15 protein-coding genes are annotated in these 19,442 nt (G+C 74.9%); 5 read left to right on the plus strand and 10 right to left on the minus strand.

The window, feature by feature from the left end:
* Position 1 precedes the first annotated feature (1 nt).
* From AB0912_RS10670 to AB0912_RS10680, 3 genes are all read right to left on the minus strand, one after another.
* On the minus strand, positions 2–1,420 hold the full coding sequence (locus AB0912_RS10670) for a PTS transporter subunit EIIC (protein ID WP_366697867.1): 1,419 nt from the start codon (positions 1,418–1,420) through the stop codon (positions 2–4).
* Positions 1,421–1,436: 16 nt separating this feature from the next.
* Positions 1,437–2,372: an N-acetylmuramic acid 6-phosphate etherase gene (gene murQ / locus AB0912_RS10675; RefSeq protein ID WP_366697870.1), complete on the minus strand. Its 936-nt coding sequence runs from the start codon at positions 2,370–2,372 to the stop codon at positions 1,437–1,439.
* A gap of 164 nt (positions 2,373–2,536) precedes the next feature.
* The gene (locus tag AB0912_RS10680) at positions 2,537–3,457 is read right to left on the minus strand and encodes a MurR/RpiR family transcriptional regulator (RefSeq protein ID WP_366697872.1); all 921 of its coding nucleotides are present in this window, start codon (positions 3,455–3,457) and stop codon (positions 2,537–2,539) included.
* A gap of 57 nt (positions 3,458–3,514) precedes the next feature.
* On the opposite strand from AB0912_RS10680, the gene AB0912_RS10685 reads away from it, so the two are divergent.
* Together AB0912_RS10685 and AB0912_RS10690 are read left to right on the plus strand one after the other, a co-directional pair.
* Positions 3,515–3,913, plus strand: coding sequence for a hypothetical protein (locus AB0912_RS10685; RefSeq protein ID WP_366697874.1), 399 nt, complete (start codon positions 3,515–3,517; stop codon positions 3,911–3,913).
* Positions 3,910–4,203: a DUF4031 domain-containing protein gene (locus AB0912_RS10690; RefSeq protein ID WP_366697876.1), complete on the plus strand. Its 294-nt coding sequence runs from the start codon at positions 3,910–3,912 to the stop codon at positions 4,201–4,203. The genes AB0912_RS10685 and AB0912_RS10690 overlap by 4 nt, the downstream gene beginning before the upstream one ends.
* Before the next feature lie 28 nt (positions 4,204–4,231).
* Here AB0912_RS10690 and AB0912_RS10695 read toward each other — a convergent pair whose 3' ends face one another.
* The 3 genes from AB0912_RS10695 to AB0912_RS10705 all read right to left on the minus strand — a co-directional run bounded on the left by AB0912_RS10695 (position 4,232) and on the right by AB0912_RS10705 (position 7,655).
* Positions 4,232–5,335 (minus strand): GNAT family N-acetyltransferase, encoded by a 1,104-nt coding sequence (locus AB0912_RS10695; protein WP_366697878.1) that lies wholly within the window; start codon positions 5,333–5,335, stop codon positions 4,232–4,234.
* A gap of 20 nt (positions 5,336–5,355) precedes the next feature.
* Complete coding sequence (locus AB0912_RS10700; RefSeq protein ID WP_366697914.1) at positions 5,356–6,636, minus strand: Cmx/CmrA family chloramphenicol efflux MFS transporter; 1,281 nt, start codon at positions 6,634–6,636, stop codon at positions 5,356–5,358.
* Positions 6,637–6,938: 302 nt separating this feature from the next.
* Complete coding sequence (locus tag AB0912_RS10705) at positions 6,939–7,655, minus strand: hypothetical protein (RefSeq protein WP_366697916.1); 717 nt, start codon at positions 7,653–7,655, stop codon at positions 6,939–6,941.
* Between the two features lie 288 nt (positions 7,656–7,943).
* Here AB0912_RS10705 and AB0912_RS10710 point away from each other — a divergent pair, with 288 nt between their 5' ends.
* Positions 7,944–8,621 carry a maleylpyruvate isomerase family mycothiol-dependent enzyme gene (locus AB0912_RS10710; RefSeq protein ID WP_366697880.1) on the plus strand — a complete coding sequence of 226 codons (678 nt, stop codon included), beginning with the start codon at positions 7,944–7,946 and terminating at the stop codon, positions 8,619–8,621.
* Between the two features lie 108 nt (positions 8,622–8,729).
* Positions 8,730–9,452 (plus strand): copper homeostasis protein CutC, encoded by a 723-nt coding sequence (locus tag AB0912_RS10715; protein WP_366697882.1) that lies wholly within the window; start codon positions 8,730–8,732, stop codon positions 9,450–9,452.
* 149 nt (positions 9,453–9,601) lie between these two features.
* Here AB0912_RS10715 and AB0912_RS10720 read toward each other — a convergent pair whose 3' ends face one another.
* Positions 9,602–11,569: an ATP-binding domain-containing protein gene (locus AB0912_RS10720; protein ID WP_366697918.1), complete on the minus strand. Its 1,968-nt coding sequence runs from the start codon at positions 11,567–11,569 to the stop codon at positions 9,602–9,604.
* Positions 11,570–12,141: 572 nt separating this feature from the next.
* Complete coding sequence (locus AB0912_RS10725; RefSeq protein ID WP_366697884.1) at positions 12,142–13,737, minus strand: APC family permease; 1,596 nt, start codon at positions 13,735–13,737, stop codon at positions 12,142–12,144.
* A 580-nt stretch (positions 13,738–14,317) separates the two neighbouring features.
* Between AB0912_RS10725 and AB0912_RS10730 the strand changes: the two genes are divergently transcribed.
* Positions 14,318–14,518 carry a hypothetical protein gene (locus AB0912_RS10730; protein ID WP_366697886.1) on the plus strand — a complete coding sequence of 67 codons (201 nt, stop codon included), beginning with the start codon at positions 14,318–14,320 and terminating at the stop codon, positions 14,516–14,518.
* 106 nt (positions 14,519–14,624) lie between these two features.
* Here the strand turns inward: AB0912_RS10730 and AB0912_RS10735 are convergent, their stop codons facing one another.
* Together AB0912_RS10735 and AB0912_RS10740 are read right to left on the minus strand one after the other, a co-directional pair.
* Positions 14,625–16,280, minus strand: coding sequence for a DNA repair helicase XPB (locus AB0912_RS10735; protein ID WP_366697888.1), 1,656 nt, complete (start codon positions 16,278–16,280; stop codon positions 14,625–14,627).
* 118 nt (positions 16,281–16,398) lie between these two features.
* On the minus strand, positions 16,399–18,957 hold the full coding sequence (locus tag AB0912_RS10740) for a helicase C-terminal domain-containing protein (RefSeq protein ID WP_366697890.1): 2,559 nt from the start codon (positions 18,955–18,957) through the stop codon (positions 16,399–16,401).
* Positions 18,958–19,442: the final 485 nt, after the last annotated feature.

The raw sequence follows: 19,442 nt of genomic DNA on the forward strand, positions 1-19,442 counted from the left end.
GTCAGCCGGCGGCCGGTTCGGGGACGGCGAGGCGGGTGCGGCGGTCCAGGCCGAAGAAGTAGGTGGCCGCGAAGCCGACCGCGTACCCGGTGAGCAGGCCGCCCGCGTAGACCGCGGCGGTGAGGCCGAGGCCCCGGTTGCCGGACAGCAGCGGGAACAGGGCCCAGCCGGAGGGACCGATGGCGGTCGAGCCGACCTGGTCGCCCAGCATCGAGAAGAAGCCGATGAAGGCGCCGCCCGCCGCGCCGCCCGCGCAGGCGGTGAGGAAGGGACGGCCGAGGGGGAGCGAGACGCCGTAGATGAGGGGTTCGCCGACGCCGAGGAGCCCGGCCGGGAGCGCCGAGCGGATCGTCGTACGCAGCGAGACGTCGTGGCGCAGCCGCACGTAGACGGCGAGGGCGGCGCCGACCTGGCCCGCGCCCGCCATGGCGAGGACGGGCAGCAGGACGGTGTAGCCCTGCTGTTCGATGAGGGTGGTGTGGATGGGGATGAGCGCCTGGTGCAGGCCGAGCATCACCAGCGGCAGGAACAGCGCGCCGAGGACGAGTCCGGCGAACGCGCCGGTGGTGGTGAGCAGCCAGTTCGCGGCCGTACCGATGGCGGAGGACAGCTCCCCGGCCGCGTACATGAGCGCGTACAGCGTCACCAGGCCGGTCAGCAGCACGGTCAGGGTGGGGGTGACAAGGACGTCCAAAGTCGGCGGCACCCAGCGGCGGCACCACTTCTCCACGTACGTGCCGAGCGCGGCGGCGGCGAGCGCGCCGAGGACGCCGCCCTGGCCGGGGGCGAGCGTTACGCCGAAGACGGTCACCTTGGCGACGCCCGCGTAGACGACGATCGCCGCGACCGCGCCGCCGAGGACCGGGGTGCCGCCGAACTCCTTGGCGGTGTTGTAGCCGACGAACACCGCGATCAGGGCCATGAAGCCGCCGGCGATCGCGGCGAGGGCGGGGGTGAGGCCCGCCAGCACGCCGAGGTTGACCAGCAGGCCGTTCAGGCCCGCGATCACCCCGCAGCCGATCAGCGCCGGGATCAGTGGGACGAAGATGTCCGCGATCCGGCGCAGCAGCAGTTTGACCGGGGTCGCGTTGCGGCGGGCCCGGTCGGCCTTCAGCTCGGCGCCGCGCAGCGCCAGCCGTTCGGCGGTGGGCGGGGTGAGCGCGGCGGGGGCCAGCAGCGCCTCGAACTCCGGGGTCACCCGGGCGACCGTGCCGGGACCCAGCACGATCTGGCAGCCGGTGTCGTCGGCGACGACGCCGAGGACGGCGGGCAGCGCCCGCAGGGCGTCCTCGTCGGCCAGGGCCCGGTCCCGCAGGCCCAGCCGGAGCCGGGTCATGCAGTGGGCGACGGTGAGGACGTTCGCGGGGCCGCCCACCAGGGGGAGGATCGCGGCGGCTGTGGTGGAGTCCGGTGTGCGCACTCCCCGAGCGTGCTGGTCAGCCCGAGGCGTTGGCCAGCGCGGCACGCAGATGGCCCTGGCTCTCCTCCAGAAGGCGGCCCGCCGTCGGGCCGTCCACTCCGCCGAGGATCGTCAGGATCGCGTTCTTCACCTCGCCGTCGGTGGCGGCGAGCGCCCGCTCGATCTCCTCGTCCGAGGCGCCGGTCGCGAGCGCCACGATCCGCCGGGAGCGGGCCCGCAGCTTCTCGTTCGAGGCCCGCACGTCCACCATCAGGTTCCCGTACGTCTTGCCGAGCCGGATCATCGTGATCGTCGACAGCATGTTCAGCACGAGTTTCTGGGCGGTGCCGGACTTCAGGCGGGTGGAGCCGGTGAGCAGTTCGGGGCCGACCACCACCTCGATGCCGTGGTCGGCGGCGGCGGCGAGCGGGCTGTGCGCGTTGCAGGACAGGCCCACCGTCAGGGCGCCGAGCGAGCGGGCGTGCTCGACCGCGCCGACCGCGTAGGGGGTGCGGCCGGAGGCGGAGACGCCGACCACGGTGTCGTCGGCGGTCAGCGCGAGCGCGTCCAGGTCGGCTGCGGCCAGCTCCTTGGAGTCCTCGGCGCCCTCGATCGAGGTGGACAGGGCGGTGGGGCCGCCCGCGATGACGCCGACGACCTGGGCGGGGTCGGTGTTGAAGGTGGGCGGGCACTCGGAGGCGTCGAGCACGCCGAGGCGGCCCGCGGTGCCGGCGCCGGCGTAGACGAGGCGCCCGCCGCGGGCCATGCGCTCGGCGATGCCGTCGATCGCGGCGGCGATGCGCGGGAGCTGCGCGGCGACGGCCGTCGGCACCGTCGCGTCCTCCCCGTTCATCAGCCGGGCGATCTCCAGGGTGGGCAGCCGGTCGATCTCGGACAGTTCGGGGCGGAACGCCTCGGTGGTCAGCGTCTCCAACTCTGCTCGAAGATCGCCATAGTTGGGCAGCGAGGTCATGACGGGTGCGGCTCTTTCCGGTGAGGTGTCGTACCGCGCCCCGGACAAGGGGCGCGGCCGGGGCGAGGCACGGCACCGTCACACGGGTGGCGTCAGGCCGCCCCACGGACCGCGGTCCCCCTGCTGAATCAAGTCCCCCGGTTCTCGGTCCCCCCGCGGGGCGGCTAGCGTCCGCCGCGCGGGGTATGGCGGTGCGCCAGCGCCTCGTAGGAGGCGGACAGCGCGGGCGCCGCCGTCTCGTAGGTGCGCTGGGCGACCCCCACGAACAGGCAGTCCACCACCAGGAGCTGGCTGGTGCGCGACGACATGGCCGCCGGGCGCAGCTCGCTCTCGCGGGCGGTGGACGTGGTGAGGATGTGGTCGGCGTACTGCGTGACCGGGCCGCCGGGGCGGCCGGTGATCGCCACCGTCGTCGCCCCCCGCTCGAAGGCGACCCGCAGCGGCTCGATGACGTCGCCGGTCGAGCCGGAGTGCGTGATCGCTATCGCCACGTCCCTCGCGCGAAGCTGCACCGCGCCCGTCACCGCGAGGTGCGGGTCGCTGTGCGCGTGGGCGGTCAGCCCGATCCGCAGCAGCTTCTGGAAGAGGTCCTGGGCGACCAGCCCGGAGGCGCCGACGCCGTAGATGTCGATACGACGGGCGGCGGCGATCGCGGCGACGGCCGCGCCGAGCTGCCCGGTGTCCAGCGAGGCGGCCGTGTCGGCGAGGGTCTGCTGCTCGTCGTAGGCGAGCTTGGCGACGACGTCCGCGATCGGGTCGTCCACGGCTATGTCCGCGGTGACGGCCGGGGCGCGGCCCGACTGCTGCTGGGCGGCGAGGCCGGCGAGCGCGAGGCGCAGGTCCCGGTAGCCCGGGTAGCCGAGCAGGCGGGCGGTGCGGACGACCGTCGCCTCGCTGGTGCCGGTGAGTTCGGCCAGGCCGGTGACCGTGAGGGCCGCGCAGCCGGCCGGGTCCCCGGCGACGGCCTCGGCGACCCGCTGCATGGAGCGCGTCATCGAGGGGGCCAGCGTCCGCACCTTGGCCGCGAGGGCGGCGGGGGCGGGCGGCGCCGCACCCGCGAAAATTTCCTTCACGTCTTGGGTCACGCGATGAAAGATATTTTCCTTTGGGGCATACGGTCAAGGGTGCGCACAATGGGGGACATGGACCCCACCGGCAGCCCCCTCAGCCCCCTGGAGCAGGCCCTGCACGCGGCCCGTGCCCGTGTGCTCGCCGACCTGGTCGCCGGCCAGGTCGCCGAGGCGGACGTCGTCTCCCTCGTCGAGGAGTCGGTCACGCAGCGCCGCTGGTGGGTCGAGCAGTGGCCGGAGGGTGCCGGATTCGTCGCCGGACTGGTCGCCCAGGACGTCCAGGACGCGCTGCTCGAACGGCACGGGCGCTGGCCGCTGTGCCCGGTCTGCGGCAGCGGCGACCCGCACGCGCTGGAGGTCGAGCCCGAACTCGGCCCCGACCCGCACTGGGTGTGCCACCAGGCCGGCGTGAAGGTCTCCCCGGTCGGCTCCCTCGGCTCGGCCACCGGCTTCGGGGCCCCGCCCGCGTGACCGTCTACATCGACCCGCCCACCTGGCCCGGCCACGGCCGGGTCTGGTCCCACCTGATCAGCGACGTCTCCTACGCCGAACTCCACGCCTTCGCCGAGGCGTTGGGCGCCCCCCGCCGCGCCTTCGAACGCGACCACTACGACATCCCCTCCCACCGCTACCCCGCCGCGGTCGCCGCCGGCGCGGTCGAGGTGAGCAGCCGCGAGGTGGTACGCCTGCTGCACGGAGCGGGCCTGCGCCGCCGCAAGCGCACGACACCGGACCGTACCGGGCCGGGCGGAGGCGGGTGAGCTGCGGGGCGCGGTGCGCGGGGGGCGTTCAGGACTCCCGGGTGTAGAGGCGCAACGACGGTTCCAGGTCGTGGAGTCCGTAGGCCGCTCGCTCGTCCTCCTCGCTCACGCGGGTGAAACCGGCGCGGGCGATCACGCGCTGGGAGGGGGCGTTGTCCTGCTCGATGGCGGCGAACAGCAGCTTCACGTCGTCGCGGGCGAGCGCGTACGCGGAGAGGGCGTTCAGCGCCTCGGTCGCGTACCCGTGGCCACGGGCCGTCTCCGCCAGGTCGTAACCCACCTCGGCGCGGCCCTCCTCGTCGGGCACCCCGTGGAACCCCATCCCGCCGACGGCCCGCCCGTCCTCCCGGCGCACGAGCGCGAACATGCCCCACTCCGGCCGGTGCGTCCCCGCCTCGTAGGCCTTCACCACCATGCCCGCCGCCTCCCGGGTGCCCTCGAAGGGGCCGCCCTCGACCCACGCGAAGCCGCCCGTGCCGCCCGCGCCGAGGTCGGCGGCGGCGGCCGGGGTGACACCCTGGAGCGTGAGCCGCCCGGCGTCGATCACCAGGTTGTTGCGCCAGCGCCACTCGGTGAGCCGCGTACGGCCGGGCAGGTCGGCGCGGCCGGTGGCCCACAGCAGCATGTTCCAGGGGGCGCCCGGCTCGGGCCGCACATGGGGGAAGATCCGCGACAGCACCCACGTGCACAGCTCGGCCGGGGCCCGGTAGGCGAGGCCCAGGCCCTCGGCGATGTCGTGCGCGTGCACCAGGACCTCCGCGACGCCCATCGCCGCGAACCCCTCCCGGTTCGCGCTGCGGAACGGGTACGGGTGGAAGGCCCGCACCTCGCGCGGAGCCGTCCGCACCGCCGCCGCGAGCAGCGCGCCGGTCGTCTCGATCACGTCGACGACCCCGGCGTTGTCCGTACCGTCGTCCACGCTGATGTCGAACGGCACGTACGCTGTGGTCGCCCGCCCCGCCAACTGCCCGGCGTACGCGATGAGATCACTCGCGATGTGCTCGGCGGTCCGCCGGCAGTCCCAGTCCAGGACGCCCGCCCGGACACTCCAGTCCAGCCCGGCCGCCGGCCGCAGCAGCGCGGCGCAGTCCCGGACGGCTGCCTCCACCTGGTCCCCACCCGTGTCTTCCATGCGGCCGAGGATAGGACGGATCACGCCTTCGAACACACGGGATTAGCCTCCGTGTGCCCCCTTCCGGTGACCCGCTGTCCGCGCGGTCCGCGCGGTCCGCGCTGTCCGCGCTGTCCCCGTGGCCCGCGCGGCGCCCGTGGCCCGCGCGGTGCCCGTGCGCTCCGGTGCAGCCGCAGCGAGACGACGGCCAGGGCGATGGCCGAGGTCGTCAGCGCCGCGCCCGCCCAGGCGGTCGCCCGGTAGCCGAACCCCGCGTCGATGACGGCGCCGCCCAGCCAGGGCCCCGCCGTGTTGCCCAGGTTGAACGCGGCCGTGGTGGTGGCGCCCGCCAGGGTCGGGGCGGCGGCGGCCACGTTGAACATCCGCGCGTTCAGCGCCGGGGCGGTGCAGAAGCAGGCCACACCGAGCAGGAACGACAGCAGCACCGCCGCGACCGCGTACCGCCCGAGCAGCGCGAACGCGACGAGCACCACGGTGTCCGCCGCCATCCCGGCGATCAGCACCCCGAACAGGTGCGCGTCGGCGAACCGGCCGCCCAGCGCCGTCCCGATGATCGCGCCGGCTCCGAACAGCGCCAGCACGGTCGGCACCCAGCCGTCATCGAGGCCCGCCACATCGGTGAGCAGCGGCGCGAGATAGCTGAACGCGCAGAACACGCCGGCCGCCGCGAGCGCGATCGTCCCGATGGACAGCCAGACCTGCCGGTCCCGGTAGATCCCCATCTCCCGCCCCAGGCGCGGCCGTTCGGCCGGCCGGGGGATGGCCGGGACCAGGGTCACGATGCCGGTCAGCGCCACCGCCGACGCCGCGCCGACCGCCCAGAACGCGGCACGCCAGCCCAGCCCCTCGCCGAGGAACGCCCCGGCGGGCACCCCGAGCACGTTCGCGACCGACAGCCCGCCGATCATCACGGCCAGCGCCCGTGCCCGCGAGGTCTCCGGCACCATCGCGACGGCCACGGCCGCCCCGACCGCCCAGAAACCGGCGCAGGCCAGCGCGCTGACCACGCGCGAGGCGAACAGCACGGCGTACGTGGGCGCGAGGGCCCCGGCGACCTGGCCGAGCCCGAACACGGAGATCAGCGCGACCAGCGTGGTCCGGCGCGGCAGCCGCAGGGTGGCCACCGCGAGCAACGGCGCCCCGACGACCATGCCGATCGCGAACGCCGAGATCAGCAGACCGGCCTGCGGGATCGTCACCCCAAGGTCCTCCGCGACCGGCGGCAACAGCCCGGACAGCATGAACTCGCTGGTCCCGAGGGCGAACACGGACAGGGCGAGGATGTAGACGGACAGGGGCATGCGGGGGCGGGCGGAGGCGGGGGCGGGGGTGGCGCCGGTTTCGGTGTCGGTGTCGGGTGGGTCCGGCTTCAGGGGGCCGCGGCTCGGAGGCATGCCTCCTTCGTACGGGGTGCGGCGCCCGGCGTCGAACCGTTTGCCGGGTGTCTTGGATGGCGGACGGGGGGAGAGGGGGCGGGGGTTGGGGGTAAGTGGGTGGGGGGCTGGGGGCTGGGGGGGGCTCTGCCGGGTTTCCGGGTTCCCGGGTGCGGCCGGTGCGGCCGGTGCCGCCGGTTCGGGCGGTTCAGGCGGTTCGGGCGGTTCGACTAGCCGGGCGGGTCGGTGGGTTCGGCCGGCGCGGTCAGTTCGGCGAGTTCGGCGCTGATGTTGCGGTGGGCGGGGGCCGTCCACTCCCGTCGGCCGTACGAGGTCCTGAACAGGCCGGGCAGATCCAGGAGTTGGCGCAGTACGGCGGCGCGGCCGGCGCGGAAGGCGTCGTCGGGGACGAAGCCGTACTCCTCGCGGACCGCCGCCGCGTAGGCGGCGTACGCGGCCGGCGGTGACGCCAGGACCGCCAGGTCGGCGTCGCACAGCACGGCGCCGTCGCCGTCCCCCTCGGCGGGGTCGTGCGTGACGGTCAGCCGGACCAGCCGGGCCACCTCGGCGGTGCGCTCCGCGCCGACGCCCAGCTCGGTCAGGGCGCGCTCGGCCAGCCGCGCCGAGCGCTCCTCGTTCTCCGAACGGTCCGGCAGATACACCGCGTCGTGGAACCAGGCCGCGAGCCGCACCGCCGCCGGGTCGGCGGGCCGCTCCCCGTGCTCCTCCAGCTCGTCGAGGCGGTCGAGGACCGCGAGGAGGTGGCCGGTGGTGTGGTAGCGGCGCTGCGGCTCGGCCCAGCGGGCCAGGAGGTTCTCGGCGTAGGGGGTGGGGTCCGGGACGGGGGTCGGAGCGGGGCCCGGGGCTGGGGCCGGGCTCGGCGCCGGGTCCGGGGTCGCGTCCGGTGCCGGGTGCGCGGCGGGGTGCGGTGCCGCGTCCGGTGCCAGGCCCGACACGGGGCCGGTCGCCTTCGCCCCGGCTTCGTCACGGGCCGCCCGTACGGTCTCCGTCCAGCGCCTGATCAGGTCCGCGTGGGCCGGATGCCCGGCGCCCCGCGCGGTGTTCGTCGCGGTGCCGTGCGTGCCGGTCGGCGTGGTGCCGTGCGCGGTGTCCGGTGCGGTGCCGTGCGCGGTGCCCGGCCGGGCGGTGCTCTCGGCGGGCGTCCGGCCGCTGTTCTGTGCTGGCATACCGCCATTCTCCTCGCCTCGCGCCCCGTCCCTTCCTACGGTGGACCCATGATTCCTGGAGACGCACACGACGTACGGGACCCGGAACTGCCCGGCCTGCTGCTGCGGACCGAGCGCGACACGCTGATCCCGCTGCTGCGGGCGCGGCCCGAGGCGGACTTCGCGCTGCCGACCGCCGGGTGCCCGGCATGGACGGTACGGGAGGTGCTGGCGCACTGCGCGGCCGTACTGGACCGGGTCGTCGCGAGCCGTTTCGAACCGGGGGTGTTCGGCCCCGAGGCCAACGACCGCGACATCGCCGAGCGCGCCGACTGGCCCACCGCCCGGGTCCTGGACGAGCTGGAGCACGGCATGACCGAGGCGGGCGCCGCGATCGCCCGCTCCGACGGCGCCCTCGACGGGGCCGCCCTCGGCGAGTGGGTGCACGCCGGGGACGTACGCGAGGCCCTTGGTGAACCCGGCGCCTACGAGGGGCCCGGACTTCCGCACGCCCTCACCCTCCTCGCCCGGGTCAGCCGCGAGCGCGACCACCTGCCCCTGCACGCCGACCTCGACCACCTGGACGACCCGCTGCGCCTCGGCGGCATCCCCGGCGACCGGCCCCCGGCCCGCTACATCGGGGACGCGGCCACGCTCGTCCGGCTCTACGCGGGGCGCCCGGTTCCGGACGCGGGCGGGTACGAGCTGGTCGGAGCCGAGGAGAGGGAGCTGAATCTGTTCGGGTGAGGGCCCAAGGGAAAACCCTCGGGGCGGCGGGACCTTCTCGCGCCCCCGCGCCCGCGCGCGTACTCTTGGGATTGGACTAGACCTGTAGCCGCCCAAGGAAGAGGTCCGATGAGCGAGCGGAAGAGCGCACTCCTGGAGGTGATCGCCCTCGGCGTGGAGGACGCGGTCGCCGCTCAGGACGGCGGAGCGGACCGGCTTGAGCTGGTCACCGACATGGCCGCCGACGGGCTGACACCCTCGGTGCGGACCTTCGCCGGAATCCGCGCGTCCGTCGACATCTCGCTGCGGGTGATGCTGCGGCTGTCGGACGGTTTCGGCGCCGGGGGCGCGGAGGGCGTCGACGCCCTCGTGCGGGCGGCGGGGGAGCTGCGGGACGCCGGGGCCGACGAGTTCGTGCTCGGTTTCCTCGACGCCGACGGCGGGCCCGATCTCGGTGCCGTCGAGCGGATCGTGGCCGAACTCGACGGCTGCCGGTGGACGTTCCACCGGGCGGTGGACCGGGCCGCCGACCGGGACGCGCTGCGCCGGCGGCTCGCCGGGCTGCCGGGGCTCGACGCGTATCTGACCGCCGGGTCCCCCGCCGGGGTCGATGACGGGCTTTCCGTTCTGGTCGCCGAGGCCGGGCGGGCCGGTGAACCCGGGTACGAGCAGCGGATCATGGTCGGCGGAGGGCTCCGCCTCGATCATGTCCCGCACCTTCGTGCCGCGGGCGTCGACGCCTTCCACATCGGTGGGGCCGCCCGGCCCCTCGGGTGGAGCGGGCCCGTTTCCGCCGTCGCCGTACGGGAGTGGCGGGCCGCCGTCGACGCGCGGGCGGCGTTGCACGCGTAGCCCGGGTGGGCGTCGGGGTGTTCGTCCCCTCCGCCCCTGCCCGTCCCGTACCCGGGGGCGCCGCCCGTCCCGGACCCCCCGCCCCTCCCGGACCCCCCCTCCCGGCCCCCCGCCCCTCCCGGCCCCCCGCTCCGCGAACGCCGGATGGGCTAAGACCGCAGCTCCGGAGGCAGCGGGGTCTTGTGGGTCACGATCAGGCCCGACACCGCCCGGGTCAGGGCGACGTAGAGGCGGCGCAGGCCGGTGCGGTCGTCCGGTTCCGCCGTGACCACCGACTGGGGCTCGTCCAGGACCACGTAGTCGTACTCCAGGCCCTTGGCGAGCGAGGCCGGGACGAGGGTGAGGCGGGTCTCGGCCGTCGTCTCCTCACCGGGGGCCAGGCAGGAGTGGCCGGCCGCCGCGAGGGCCCCGGCGAGTGCCGGGACACGGGTGTCCGCGGCGATCAGGCCGACCGAACCCTCGCGGCCGAGCAGCTCCTCCACCGCGTCGATCACCTCGTCGTCCCCGGTGGTCGCCCGGACCTCGAACAGGCCCGGGTTCTCCCGCACCGACGCCACCGGCGTGAGACCGGGCGCGATGTGCGGGAGCAGCCGGGACGCGTACGTGATGACGTCCGTCGGCACGCGGAAACCGGCCGTCAGCTCCTCCACCACCGCGTCCGGCTTGCCCAGATGCCCCAGCGCCTCCGCCCAGCTCCGGGTCGCCCACGGGGTCGTCCCCTGCGCCAGGTCGCCGAGCACGGTCACCGAACCCGTCGTGCAGCGCCGGCCCACCGCGCGGTACTGCATCGGGGAGAGGTCCTGCGCCTCGTCCAGCACCACGTGCCCCAGCGAGTGCGTGCGCCGTACCAGATCCGTGGCCTCGTCGATCAGCACGGCGTCCGCCGCCGACCACTTCGCCGACTTCACGCCGCGCACCGGCTTCGCCCAGAGGATCTGCTTCTGCTCGGCCGCGTCGAGCAGCCCCTCCGCGTGCGCGGCCAGGAAGTCCGCGTCGGTCAGCAGCCGCAGCACCAGCTTGGCCGGATCGACCTGCGGCCAGACCGCCTTGACGGCCGCCTTCACCGCCGGGTTCCGGGCGACCGCGTCCTGCACCCGGTCGTCCGGCGCCTCACCGGAGCGCTCCATCTGGACCAGCACGGCGTGCGCGATCCGCTGCGGAAGGGCTTCGTGGGCGGCGCCGTACCGGATGTCCCGGTCCAGCAACTCCCTGACGATCTCCTCCAGTTCGTAGGCCGCGACCCGCCAGCGCCGGGAGCCGCGGACGACCACCACCGGCTCCGTCGGCAGCGTCACGTGCGAGCGGACCGCCCGGCGCAGCACCTCCGCCATCCGCGCGTCGCCCTTGATCACCGCGGCCGGCGCGTCGTCGTCGCCGCGTACCTCGACATGGGCCACCAGGTCGTCGACCGTCGCCTGCCGCACCTCCAGCTCGCCGAGCGCGGGCAGCACCTGCTCGATGTAGTGCAGGAAGGACTTGTTCGGCCCGATCACCAGCGTGCCGGTGCGGGCCAGGCGGTCCCGGTGCGCGTACAGCAGATACGCGACCCGGTGCAGGCCGACGGCCGTCTTCCCGGTGCCGGGGCCGCCCTGCACACAGACCGAGCCGGACAGACCCGACCGTACGATCTCGTCCTGCTCGGGCTGGATGGTCGCCACGATGTCGCGCATCGGGCCGACGCGCGGGCGCTCGATCTCCTGCTGGAGCAGCTTGCTGGTGGCCGCCGCCTCCGCCGGGTCGGACAGGTGCTCGTCCTCGTACGCGGTGAGGTCGCCGCCGGTGTAACCGAAGCGGCGGCGCAGCCCGACGTCCATCGGGTCCTTCTTCGAGGCCCGGTAGAACGGCTGCGAGACCGGCGCGCGCCAGTCGATGACCATCGGGTCGCCCTCGGCGTCGTGCACATGCCGGCGCCCGATGTAGAACCGCTCGCCCTCCGCGCCCTCCGCCCGGTCGGCGCCCGGCGCGTGCAGATAGTCGAGGCGGCCGAAGAAGAGCGGGGTGTGGCTGAGGTCGGCGAGGGCCTTGATGCGCTCCCCGATCTGGCGGTGCAGCACCTCGGCGTTCACCCAGTTCGCGGTGACGTCGCGGATGTCGAGGTTCTCCGCGTCCTCGCGCATCGCGCGGAGCGCGGCTCGGGACAGGCTGAGGTGGGCACGTTCGCGGGAGAGGGGATCGCCGGATTCGGACAGGGTGGACACGGGGATTGCCTCCGGGGGCCGCTGCGGGAGTGGTGCGCGTGACTCAAGTGATTCCGGCGCTTCCGGATGGGGTTCCGGTGGTTCCGGATGCCGTCCGGTTTCCGGCCGGACGGCGGCACTCCGCGAAGGGAGGCGGGCAAGAGCGGAGATTGTAGGCGAGGGATGGATGCGGGGGCCAATGGGTTTTCCGCCGGGCAGGGGGTCCTGGGGGGTGCCGGGGTCCTGGCTCCACGGGGCCCAGGGGGTCCTGGCTCCACGTCGCCCAGGGGACCCCGGCTCCCCGGCTCCCCGGCTCCCCGGCTCCCCGGCTCCCCGGCTCCCCGGCTCCCCGGGTTGCCGGGTTCCCGGTTCCCGGGTTCCCGGGGGTGCCGGGGTGGTCGGTGCCCGTGGTTTCCGGTGGCCCCCTCGGGGCGGCCCTCTTCCCGTTCTCTCCGCGTTCGCCGCCCCGTGGAGGTGTGCTCCCGCCGGCGGGCGCTGAAGGCGGGCTCCCGCTAGCGGGCGGCCCCCGTTGTCGCGAGGGGTTCCGGGAGCGAGTCCTCCGTGAGCGGGGGCTCGTCCGTGCCGGGGCCGCGTTCCGTCGCGCGGGCCAGCCAGGCCAGGTAGGCGGGGCTGTCCGCGCCCAGGTCCGGCAGGGTGCCCCGGCGGACCCGGGCCCGCCGCCACCGCTCCAGCGGGAGATACAGCACGAAACTGAACGCCACCGTCGTGAGCCCGTACACCACCGACCGGGTGCCGGAGTCGCGGTACTGGGCCCACGCGGCGAAGACGCAGACGGCGGTGAGGCTCAGCACGATCGCGGCGATGGCGGTCCACCCGCCGGGGACCCGGTACGGGCGGGCCAGACCCGGTTCGCGGACCCGCAGGGCGACCAGCGCGGCGACCTCCAGCAGGATGACCACGTTGGTGAGGAAGACGTCCACCACGACGAGGTCGCCGAAGCTGGAGAGGCAGAAGACGGCGTAGATCGCGGAGGAGCCGACGATGGACGCGATCGGCGCCTTGAAACGCCTGGACTCGTGGGTCAGCCGGGCGGGCAGATAGCCGTCGCGGGACAGGACCAGCGGGAGCCGGCTGTTGGAGGCGAGCAGCGCGGAGAACATGGCGACCGCGCTGAACATGCCGCCGATCGTCACCGCCGCCTGTAGCCAGGGACCGCCGAGCACCTTGCCGACCTCGGCGAACGAGCCGTCGCCCCAGTTCGCCCAGCCCGCCTCGCCGTCCCGGCCGACCGTGAGCGCGGCCAGACAGGGCAGCAGATAGGCGACGACGATCAGGGCGATCGACGCGAACAGCGCCTTGGGCAGGTCACGTCGGGGGTTCTCCATCTCGCCCGCGACCGTGGACACCTGGTCCCAGCCGCAGTAGTTCCACATCACGATGAACAGGCCCGCGCCGAACGCGGAGGCGGTGGACTGCTGGTGGCCGAGGGTGAGCGAGGTGACCGGGTTCGACGGGTCGCTGACCAGCTTCCACAGGCCGATCACCGTGAGCACGAGCATCGGCGTGAGGCACACCACCCCGAAGACCAGCGAGGACTCGCCGACCCAGCCGGCGCCCATCAGGTTCACCAGGGTGAAGACGACGATGACGCCAACGCAGATCAGCCAGTTGAGGTCGATTTCCAGGCCGCCCAGCGCGAACAGCACGTGCTTGCCGGGGGCGACCGCCGAGACCATCGACTGGAGGTAGTTGGCGAACAGCAGCGGGAAGAGGGCCATGTCGACGAAGGAGCAGAGCCAGGTCAGCAGGGCCGACTGGAAGCCCCAGAAGTTGCCGAGGCCGCGCTTGACCCAGTGGTAGAAGCCGCCTTCCACCGGTATCGCGGTGCCCAGTTCCGCCACCACGAGCGAGTGCGGCAGCCCGTAGACGAGCGGCGCGACGAGGATCAGCAGCAGTCCCATGCCCGGCCCGGACGAGGAGAAGAGGCTCTCGATGCCGTAGGCGCCGCCGGAGACGCTGAAGAAGATCAGCGCGATGAGCGGCATCAGCCGGACCTGTCTGGGCGACGCCCGGAAACCGCCGGGGTCGGCGGCGGGGGCGGCGGCAGGCGCGGCCGCGGCGGAGGGCGGGGAAGCGGGGTTGTGCATGAAAGGTCACCTGACGTGCTCAGCGGGACCGGCCCCGGCTGTCGGGGCCGGCTGCCGTGGCGGTCGCGTCGGACCGGGCCGGGGTCCGGCCGCGTCGGCGCCGGCACCCTCACGGGTCCGGTGTGCGGGCCGCGGTGGGCGTTCTCACTCCTTGTCGGTGCCGGTGTCTTCCCGGCGGTGCGGGGCGCTTCGCGCGGCCCCGGAACAATGATCCGGACGGCATACTGCCTGGTCCGCGCGGTGACCCCCATCAGCAGCCCGTCGGGTTCCCGCCCCTGCGGCTAGGCAGGGTGTCGCCCCTCCCAAGTCCCCTGATGCCGCCCGAGCCACCGCTCACGGCAGCTCTCCCGAGCCGCCGCTCAAGGCCGGGGGCCCGAGCCGCCGCTCGCGGCAGCTCGCCCGAGCCGCCGCTCACGGCCGGGGGCCGGGGGTGCCGTCGCCGGGGCGCGGGTGGTCGTCCCCTAGGGGGCCGGGTCCGCCGGGAGGGGTAGGGCGGCGGGACCGGGGGTGGACGCGGGGGAGGGCGAGGTTCGGTCGGAAGACCGACGCCGTTCGGGGAGGGGGGTCGCACCATGGACGTATGAGTGCAGCCACTTTCACCCCAGGTCCAGGCCCTGCCCGTCCGGGCGCCGCCGCCCGCGGGGCGACGGCCGTCACCTCCGCCCACCGCCGGCACCGGGTCGGCGACGCCCTGCGCGCCGTGAGGGTCTTCGCGGAGGCCGCGTTCGACGTCGTCGTGCTCGGCGAGTACGGCGAGGAGGCCGGCGTCCGCCGCCGCTGACGCCTCACCGGCCCCGGTCAGCCCCCGAAGCCCGCGGCCAGTTCACGAAGCCTCCGGCGGCCCGGAGCCCTTGGAGGCCCGGCGGACCCCGGTCAGTGGACCCCGGTCAGTTCCCGCTGTCGCCGGCGGTCAGCAGGTCGTCGGCGTCCATGATCCGGTACGCGTACCCCTGCTCGGCCAGGAAGCGCTGGCGGTGTGCCGCGAAGTCCTGGTCGATGGTGTCCCGGGCGACCACCGAGTAGAAGTGGGCCTGGTGACCGTCGGCCTTCGGCCGCAGCACCCGGCCGAGCCGCTGGGCCTCCTCCTGGCGGGAGCCGAAGGTGCCCGAGACCTGGATGGCGACCGTGGCCTCCGGCAGGTCGATGGAGAAGTTCGCCACCTTGGACACCACCAGCACGCTGATCTCGCCCTGCCGGAACGCGTCGAACAGCTTCTCCCGCTGCGCGTTGCTGGTCTCGCCCTTGATGACCGGCGCGTCCAGGTACTCCCCCAGCTCGTCGAGCTGGTCGATGTACTGGCCGATCACCAGGATCTGCTGGCCCGCGAACTTCCGGACCAGCGCCTCCGTCACCTTCCGCTTGGTCGCGGTGGTGGCGCAGAAGCGGTACTTCTCCTCCGTCTCGGCCGTCGCGTACGCGATCCGCTCCGAGTCCGTGAGGTTCACCCGGACCTCGACACAGTCGGCGGGCGCGATGTAGCCCTGCGCCTCGATCTCCTTCCAGGGCGCGTCGAACCGCTTCGGGCCGATGAGGGAGAAGACGTCCGACTCGCGGCCGTCCTCCCGGACGAGGGTCGCGGTCAGCCCGAGCCGGCGGCGGGCCTGGAGGTCGGCGGTGAACTTGAAGACGGGGGCGGGCAGCAGGTGGACCTCGTCGTAGACGATGAGCCCCCAGTCGCGGGAGTCGAACAGTTCGAGGTGCGGGTAGACGCCCTTCCGCCGGGTCGTCAGCACCTGGTACGTGGCGATGGTGACCGGGCGGATCTCCTTGCGCGTACCGCTGTACTCGCCGATCTCGTCCTCGGTCAGCGAGGTCCGCTTCACCAGCTCGTGCTTCCACTGGCGGGCCGAGACGGTGTTGGTGACCAGGATGAGCGTGGTCGCCTTGGCCTGCGCCATCGCGCCCGCGCCGACCAGCGTCTTGCCCGCGCCACAGGGCAGCACGACCACGCCGGAACCGCCGTGCCAGAAGTTCTCCACGGCCTGCTTCTGGTACGGGCGCAGCGCCCAGCCGTCCTCCGCGAGGTCGATGGCGTGGGCCTCGCCGTCCACGTACCCGGCGAGGTCCTCGGCCGGCCAGCCGAGCTTCAGCAGGGTCTGCTTGATCTGCCCGCGCTCGGAGGGGTGCACGGCGACGGTGTCGGCGTCGATCCGCCGGCCGACCAGCGGCGCGACCCGCTTGGAGCGCAGCACCTCTTCGAGGACCGGCCGGTCGGTGGTGGTCAGGACCAGGCCGTGCGCGGGGTGCTTGCTGAGGGTGAGCCGACCGTAGCGGTCCATCGTCTCGGCGATGTCCACGAGCAGGGCGTGCGGGACCGGATACCGGCTGAACTCGACGAGCGCGTCCACGACCTGCTCGGCGTCGTGCCCGGCGGCCCGAGCGTTCCACAGGCCGAGCGGGGTGACGCGGTAGGTGTGGATGTGCTCGGGAGCGCGCTCCAGCTCGGCGAAGGGGGCGATCACGCGACGGCAGGCGTCGGCCAGCTCGTGATCGACTTCGAGCAGAAGCGTCTTGTCGGACTGGACGATAAGCGGTCCGTTCACACCCGTCCCTCTCTACGCGGCAGCACCCACCACGGGCACGCGGCCAAACGTCCAGTGTGCCTTACCGGCGGATGATCCCGCCTGGCCCGCCGGACGGGCCTGGCAGCGGGCCGCGCCGTCAGGGCTGGTCGTCCAGTTCCGCCACGCCCGTCACCCGGTGCAGGGGGTAGGTGCGGACCTCGTCGGAGGTGTGGTCGTAGGCCGTGACGAAGCCGCCCTCCACGCGGATCGGGGCGATCACGCGCTGGGTGGCGGAGCCCTCGGCGTTCACGTAGCCGATCCACAGGGACTCGCCGGTCAGGACGGCGGCCTGCATGGTGGCGAGGGTCTCGGCGGAGCTGGTGCGGGGCAGTTCGGTGCCGCCGGGGCGGTCGGTCGCCGGGTCCGTCTTGCGGGGGGCGGTCGAGGCGAGGTCCCCGGCCCGGATCGCGCGGACCGCCGCGCCGAGGAGCGTCGCGTCGGGCACCGGCGGGCCGTCCGGGACGGGCTCCGGGGCGGCGCGCGGCGGTGTGCGGTGGGCGTGCGCCCGGGTGATCAGGACGTCGCCCTCCGCGGACTCGGCGGCGGGCGCGAAGCCCATCGAGCGCAGGCCCTCCAGCAGCGCCGCCGGGTCGGCCTGCGCGGCCAGCACCGTCGGCGCGAGCCGGCGCAGCCGGAAGCCCTGCGACCGCTTGTCCGCGAGGATCTCGTTGAGCAGCGCGTCGTCGTCGCAGCGGACGTACGCCGAGGCCGCCCCGACCCGCAGATGCCCGTGCCGGCGGGCCACGTCGTCGATCAGGTAGGCGAGCGGCTGCGGGACCGGCGTACGGGAGTGCGCGGCGAGGAAGGCGTGCAGGTCGGACGCCGAACGGCCGGCGTCCAGGGCACGGCGTACGGAGCCCGGGGTGAACCGGTAGACCGTCGCGCCGCCCTTGGACTCGACGTCCGCGAGCACCCCGAGGGTGTCGGCCAGCGGGCGCTGGAGCGGGCCGGGCGCGACCGCCGTCAGGTCCGCCTGGAGCAGCACGTGGTCGAGCGGCTCGGGCAGCAGCGGCGCCACCAGCCGGGCCGCCCGCTCGGCCGCCGCGGCCCGCTCGGCGGGGGAGAGGGGGCCCGCGCCGGCCGTGCTCCGCTCCTCCGAGGTGTGGCGACGCTTGTGCGCGGGCAGCTTGGCGCCCGGCCCCGACGGCTCCGGCCCCTCCGCCGCGGCGGCCGACGGGGGCAGGCCCAGCAGCGCCCGCCCCTGCGCGGACAGCGCGCCCCGGCCGGTCACCCCGAGCAGCTCCGCCTCCGACAGGGTCCAGCGGGCCAGCCGGGTCCGCAGATCGTCCGGCGCGGGCCCGGCGCCGCGCGGCGGACGCTCCCAGTACAGCCGGGCCAGCAGCGATTCCGGGGTGGCCGAGGAGCCCTCGGGCAGCGTGCCGAGCAGCGTGAGGACGCGGCGGCGGACCTCGGGCGCGGCCGAGCGGTCCAGGCCGGGGCCGAGCGCCGAGAGCGTACGGTCCTTCGCGTCCCGTCCGCCGACCAGCCCCGCCGTCCGGGTCGCCGCCAGCCACGCGGAGGCGAGCCGCGCCCAGCGCTCGGCGGCGGGCAGCTCCAGCCACTCGTCGTAGGCCGGCGTCGCCGCGTACCGCTCGTCGGCCTCGCCGTCGGAGGCCAGCAGGCCCGCCGCGTAGGCGAGTTCCACCCAGAACGCGGCGACCGGCTCGGACACGTCGAGCGCCACCGCCGTCCGCTTCAGGTCCCGCACGCTCAGACCGCCCGCGCGCAGCACGGCGGGACCGCCCTCGTGCCAGTCCTTCAGCAGCTCCTCGACCGTCGCCAGCGTGGTGTACGCCTGGCCGGCCGCGGCGGCGTCCACAACCTGTGGACGGTGGCTCGTCGCCGCCTCCACCGAGGGCGCCACCGGCTCCGTCACCCGGTGCGCGCGGCCCGCCCGCAGATGCAGGGCGACCTCCCGGGGCAGGACGACCGTGCCGGGCGCCGTCGGCAGCAGCAGCCCACGGTCGATCAGCCAGCGCAGATGCGCCGCCGGTTCCGCCGTCACCTGCCCGTACGGCGGCCCCCACACCAGCCGCGACAGCACCTCCACCGCCTCGGCGGGCGCCTCGTCGAGCAGCGCCGACATCCGCGCCCGGTCCCCGAACAGAGCGCTCAGGGACGCCACCGCCGACACCGAGTCGTGCGTCGTCGCGAGCCCCGCCGCGGCCACGATCTCCTGGATACGGCCCGGTGACATGCCCGTCGTGGCCTCCGCGACCGTGGGTCCGAGCCCGGTGGGGGAGGGGTGCTGGGGCGAGGGGGCGAGCAGCTCGCGGGCGGTACGCACCAGCCGCAGCCGGTCGTCGGCCCCCCAGACGAGGGCCTGCTCGCGCAGGGTCCCGAGCGCGCGCGGGAAGGCCGCCGTCACCGCCGGGTCCGCGTCGTCGCCCGCCAGCAGCCCGAGCAGTTCGTCGCGGGTGGCCGGCTCGGAGGCCACGGCCAGCGCCTCCGCCGTCTGGAGCGCGAACCGGTCCAGCCGCTCCAGGGCACGCACCACCGAGGCCCGGGTGCCCGCCCGGGTGGCGAGCTGGGTGAGATCCGTGGGAACGGGCGTGATCAGGTCGGGACGGGAACGCAGCAGGGCGGACAGCGAGGCGTCGTCCCGCGCCCGGAGCGCCTCCGCCAGGGACCGCGGGGCGGTCGTCTCGGGGCTCATCCTGTCAACGGTAGCGGGTACCACACCCCCACCCCCCGCCGCACGCCCACCGAACGCCCGCCGCACACGCGCCGAACGCCCGCCGCCCACGCGCCGGATGCCTGCGGCACACGTGCGGGATGCCTGCGGCACACGTGCGGGATGCCCGCCGGATGCCCGGCGGGGCGGGCATCCGGACACCCGCTGGAGGCCCGGCGCGGGCAGGGGGCCGGGTTCGCGCGTGGGCCGGCCGCCGCCCGTCCGGCGGGCGCCGGGCGGCGGGCCGACGCGCGTTCGCCGGATGCCCGGCCCCGTGGGCCGCCGCACGCCCGCAGCCCGCGCGGAGGATGCGCGGCCGAGGCCCGCCGCATGTCCGCCCGGATGCTTCCGCCTGTCCGCCGGGCGCCGCCGCCCGCCCGCCCGTTACCCGGCCTGGGGGCCGCCGGACGGACCGAGGTCAACGGCATCGGCGGCGGCTACCAGGGACCCGGCAGCAAGACGATCAT

It is taken from the genome of Streptomyces sp. NPDC007084, assembly GCF_040703595.1.
Taxonomy (GTDB): Bacteria; Actinomycetota; Actinomycetes; order Streptomycetales; family Streptomycetaceae; genus Streptomyces.

Bases quoted from the DNA above. Each gene is read 5' to 3' on its own strand.
- AB0912_RS10725 (WP_366697884.1), bottom strand. From the start codon at position 13,737: ATGCACAACCCCGCTTCCCCGCCCTCCGCCGCGGCCGCGCCTGCCGCC.
- AB0912_RS10720 (WP_366697918.1), bottom strand. From the start codon at position 11,569: ATGCGCGAGGACGCGGAGAACCTCGACATCCGCGACGTCACCGCGAAC.
- AB0912_RS10695 (WP_366697878.1), bottom strand. From the start codon at position 5,335: ATGGAAGACACGGGTGGGGACCAGGTGGAGGCAGCCGTCCGGGACTGC.
- AB0912_RS10710 (WP_366697880.1), top strand. From the start codon at position 7,944: ATGATTCCTGGAGACGCACACGACGTACGGGACCCGGAACTGCCCGGC.
- AB0912_RS10730 (WP_366697886.1), top strand. From the start codon at position 14,318: ATGAGTGCAGCCACTTTCACCCCAGGTCCAGGCCCTGCCCGTCCGGGC.
- AB0912_RS10685 (WP_366697874.1), top strand. From the start codon at position 3,515: ATGGACCCCACCGGCAGCCCCCTCAGCCCCCTGGAGCAGGCCCTGCAC.
- murQ (WP_366697870.1), bottom strand. From the start codon at position 2,372: ATGACCTCGCTGCCCAACTATGGCGATCTTCGAGCAGAGTTGGAGACG.
- AB0912_RS10715 (WP_366697882.1), top strand. From the start codon at position 8,730: ATGAGCGAGCGGAAGAGCGCACTCCTGGAGGTGATCGCCCTCGGCGTG.
- AB0912_RS10700 (WP_366697914.1), bottom strand. From the start codon at position 6,636: ATGCCCCTGTCCGTCTACATCCTCGCCCTGTCCGTGTTCGCCCTCGGG.
- AB0912_RS10740 (WP_366697890.1), bottom strand. From the start codon at position 18,957: ATGAGCCCCGAGACGACCGCCCCGCGGTCCCTGGCGGAGGCGCTCCGG.